Origin of the sequence: Mesorhizobium sp. M2A.F.Ca.ET.037.01.1.1 (assembly GCF_003998075.1) — a bacterium.
GTDB lineage: Bacteria > Pseudomonadota > Alphaproteobacteria > Rhizobiales > Rhizobiaceae > Mesorhizobium.
Window position 1 is genome coordinate 1 of sequence record NZ_RZSA01000594.1, and the last position, 4,242, is coordinate 4,242.

Annotated in this window: 4 protein-coding genes; 3 read left to right on the forward strand and 1 reads right to left on the reverse strand. The window is 64.9% G+C overall.

From position 1 onward, the window contains the following. Nucleotides 1–131: 131 nt before the first annotated feature. A complete protein-coding gene (locus EOA27_RS24965) occupies nucleotides 132–2,171 on the reverse strand; it encodes a lytic transglycosylase domain-containing protein (protein ID WP_126078326.1) in 2,040 nt (679 codons plus the stop codon). A gap of 291 nt (nucleotides 2,172–2,462) precedes the next feature. Between EOA27_RS24965 and dapA the strand changes: the two genes are divergently transcribed. The 3 genes from dapA to EOA27_RS24980 all read left to right on the forward strand — a co-directional run. Further along, a complete protein-coding gene (dapA, locus tag EOA27_RS24970) occupies nucleotides 2,463–3,344 on the forward strand; it encodes a 4-hydroxy-tetrahydrodipicolinate synthase (RefSeq protein ID WP_126078325.1) in 882 nt (293 codons plus the stop codon). Nucleotides 3,345–3,369: 25 nt separating this feature from the next. Continuing rightward, nucleotides 3,370–3,849: an SsrA-binding protein SmpB gene (gene smpB / locus EOA27_RS24975; protein ID WP_041002108.1), complete on the forward strand. Its 480-nt coding sequence runs from the start codon at nucleotides 3,370–3,372 to the stop codon at nucleotides 3,847–3,849. A 77-nt stretch (nucleotides 3,850–3,926) separates the two neighbouring features. Next, on the forward strand, nucleotides 3,927–4,242 hold a 316-nt coding region (locus EOA27_RS24980; protein ID WP_281059478.1), incomplete at its 3' end, for a GH25 family lysozyme.

The window sequence follows — 4,242 nt, forward strand, 5'->3', positions numbered from 1 at the left end:
ATCCCCGGCCGGGTCCCCGCTGCTCCGCAGCGTCCCGGCGTTCGCCGGCCTTTCATCGTGCCACTGGCACGATGAATTCGCTTCGCGAACCGGCTGCTCACCCCACAAGGGGAGAAGGGAAGGACGCCGGCTCAACTCCGCCCGTTCACAAGGTCCCCCACGATGTCGTACTTCCCCGAAATACGCATCTTGTAGACCTCGTAATTTTCCATCACGCGCTGCACGTAACTTCTTGTTTCCGTGTAGGGAATCCGCTCGATCCAATCGACCACCGCGTCCACGTCCTTGCCGCGCGGATCGCCGTATTTCGCCACCCACTGGGCGGCGCGGTTGGGGCCGGCATTGTAGCCGGCGAAGGTTAGCACATAGGAGCCGCCGAAGCGGTCGAGCTGCTCGCCGAGGAAAGCCGAGCCCAGCGTTGCGTTATAGCCGGCATCGCTCGTCAGCCGCGCCTGCGAGAAACTCATGCCGGTCTTCTTCGCCAACTGCTTGGCCGTGCCCGGCATCAACTGCAGCAGGCCGCGCGCGCCGGCGCTGGAGACGGCGCCGACATTGAACTCGCTTTCCTGGCGGGCAATGGCGTAGGCGAGCGCCTTGCCGGATCCGGAAATGTTGGCCGAATCGGGAATGACGCCGAGCGGATGCGACAGCGCGCCAACATCGATGCCGCGTTGGGCGGCGATCTTGCCGACCTTCAGCGCCATGAAATGGTTGCCTTGCTTTTCCGCCAGCACCGCAAGCAGCGCCAGCTCGCCCGGGCTGGTCAGCTGTCCGGCAAGGTCGCGATAGAGCGTCTCGGCATAGCGGTCATAGCCCGCCTCCTGCAGCCGCTTGATCGCGCTCACCGCCTCGCGGCCATCAAAACTCAGGCGGTCGGCCGCGCTCGGTTTCGGATAGGCGATGTTGAGTGTCCTCAACCCCACGCGCTCGCCGGCGAGCTGGCCATAGAAGGTCGTGCCGTAGCTGGCCGCGCGCGTGAAATAATCCTTGGCGCTGCCCGGACCGCCGACTTCCGCGGCGCGGCCGAGCCAGTAATAGGCGCGCGACAGCGACACCGGTCCCTGCGCGAGCTCGGTGATCTGCTTGAAGTGAGTGGCGGCGGTCGCCGGATCGTTGAGGCCGCGCAGCCCGTACCAGCCGGCATGGAATTCGGCCTCGGCGGCATTGGCCGGGCTTTCGGCCGCATGCATGGAGACGATTCTGTAGGCGGTCTTCATGTCGCCCTGGTCGACCAGCTCGCGCGACAACACGCGGCGCTCCACCCACCAGGCATCGGGGTCGACCAGCGAATCGCGGTCGGTCGGCGCCTTCATCACGACAGCAGCGGCTTCAGTGAATTTCTGCTGCTTGCGCAGATATTCCGCCTCGGCGAAGAAATAGCCGGCCGAGCGTTGCGCCGCCGGCACCGCCTTCAACAGTTTGGCGGCGTTCTTGTCGCCCTTGTCGGCCGCCGCCCACGCATCGGCCAACGGCTGCGCCCCGGCGAGCCCGGCGACCCGCAGCGCGGAGGACGGCCGGTCGGCATAGAACATGCGCTCCATGCGGTAGCGATGGTCGGCCGCGGGGATCAGCGCGCCGAACTCCTTGATGATGGCGTTCTCGTCCTTGGCTTCCAGCTTTTCGCTGCGCCAGAACGGCACCAGCACCGCGCGCGCCGCGGCCTGGTTGCCGAGCGCTACCTGCGAGCGGGCAAGGATGATCACGCCCTCCGGCGTCAGTGGCTGGCTGCGGCCGAAGGCCTGCACCACCACTTGCGGCGGCGGGTTTTCGCGATAGAGCGCGCGTTCGCTGTTCTTGCGCAGGGCGATCGTGCCCGGCCAGCCGGGAAGCATCTTGGCGGCATCGGCAATCTCGCCGCTCGGCACCTGGTCGCCGCCATAAAGCGCGATCGCCCAGGCCAGGATGTGCCGGTCGAGCGAAGTGGCGGGCAGCGTGTCGCGGGCATTGCGCGCGCCGGCAATGTTGTTGGCGGCAAGCGCGTCGAGGCCGCTCTTCAGTTGCGCGATGTCGGTGGGTAGGACGGCCGGCATCTGGCCAGGCGCTTGAGGTACGTCTGGCGCCGGGATGGAAGCCGTCACGCGCGCGTCGACGCTGCCGCCGATCGCCATGGTGGGCGTCAGCGCGACGATCGCGCCGAAAAGCGCGAAGAGATGAGGCCGCCTCGTCGGCATGGTTGCAATCCTAGCACATCGTCAGCAGGCGCGGGCACTAGAGAACCCGATGCAAAGCCTAGACTTAGGTCGTGAAGGGCTCGTAAACAAAAGGTTATCGAGGCCGTTCGAATTGCGCTTGCTGGCACTACGCCGATGCTTGCCGCTAAACCATGTCGAGACTATGGTGCGCGGCTTCGCTTTCGGTTAGAAGGCGCGCAAACAAAACAGACGCATGTCGCCCAAAAGTGGGAACCGGTTTTGGGATAACGACATGCGTAAACAGACAAAGTTCCAAGGAGTTTGGAAGATATGCTGAGAGGCTCGCTGACCGCGCTCGTCACACCGTTCGAAAAGAGCGGGCGTTTCGACGAGAAAGCCTTTCGCGCTTTCGTCGAATGGCAGATCGCCGAGGGCACCACGGGCCTCGTCCCGGTCGGCACCACAGGCGAGTCGCCGACGCTGTCGCATGAGGAGCACCGCCAGGTCGTGAAGGTCGCCATCGAGGTGGCCAAGGGCCGTGTTCCGGTCGTCGCCGGCGCCGGCTCCAACAACACCGAGGAAGCGGTCGGACTAGTGCAATATGCCGAGAAGGCCGGCGCCGATGCCGCCCTTGTCGTCACCCCTTACTACAACAAGCCCACGCAGCGCGGCCTTTACGCGCATTTCGCCGCCGTCGCCAAGGCGACCAGGCTGCCGATCATCATCTACAACATCCCGCCGCGCTCGGTGATCGACATGACGCCGGAGACGATGGGCAGGCTGGCGCACGACTTCAAGAACATCGTCGGCGTCAAGGATGCGACAGGCAAGGTCGAGCGCGTCTCCGAGCAGCGCATGACCTGCGGCAAGGACTTCATCCAGCTCTCGGGCGAGGATGCCTCCGCGCTCGGCTTCAACGCCCATGGCGGCGTGGGCTGCATCTCGGTGACGTCGAATGTCGCGCCGCGGCTCTGCGCCGAATTCCAGGAAGCGACACTCTCCGGCGACAGTGCCAAGGCGCTCGAGCTGCAGGACCGGCTCTTGCCGCTGCATAAGGCGATCTTCATCGAACCCGGCCTGTGCGGCGCCAAATATGCGCTCTCGAAGCTTGGCAAGGTCGAAAACGTGGTGCGCTCGCCACTGGTGACGATCGAGGCCTCGACGGCCGAAAAGATCGACCAGGCGATGAAGCATGCCGGCTTGATTAATTAGGGATGAGGCGCCACCTCTCCGCATTATGAATCAAGTCAAGAAAGCCGACCCGAACAACAGGACGGTCGCCGAAAACCGCAAGGCGCGCTTCTCCTACGAGGTGCTCGACACGATCGAGACCGGCCTGGTGCTGACCGGCACCGAGGTCAAGTCGCTGCGCCAGGGCCAGGCCAACATCCAGGAATCTTACGCCTCCGCCGAGGGCGGCGAGATCTGGCTGATCAATTCCTATCTGCCGGAATACCTGCAGGCCAATCGCTTCAACCACGAGCCGCGCCGGCGCCGCAAATTGCTGGTCTCGAAGCGCGAGATGGCCAAGCTGTCGCAAAGCGTCGAGCGCGAGGGCATGACGCTGGTGCCGCTGAAGATCTATTTCAACGACCGCGGCCGCGCCAAGCTGCTCTTGGCGATCGCCCGCGGCAAGAAATTGCACGACAAGCGCGAGACCGAAAAGCAGCGCGACTGGTCGCGCGAGAAGGGCCGACTGCTGAAGGAGCGCGGCTGAGCTTTCGCCGCTGGCGGAAAAAGCCACCGGTCAGCTTCTTGGTTCAGGCCTAACAGCATTTCGGACGGGGGGTGGTCTTGGGCAAGCGGATCGTTTTCTGGGGCCTGGCCAGTGTGGTTGTCGCCTGTGCCGTCGCGGCCGGCGCCTATTTCTGGTTCCGTGGCTTTTCGCCGGATCGCGAGGAATTCCCGATCCGGGGCATCGACGTCTCGCATCATCAGGGCAAGATCGACTGGCGGCGCGTCGCGGCCGACGATGTCGCCTTCGCCATCATCAAGGCCACCGAAGGCGGCACCCATGTCGACACCCTGTTCGCCACGAACCTACGCGAAGCCCGCGCGGCCGGCCTCGCGGTCGGCGCCTATCACTTCTTCACCTTCTGCCGGCCGCGAG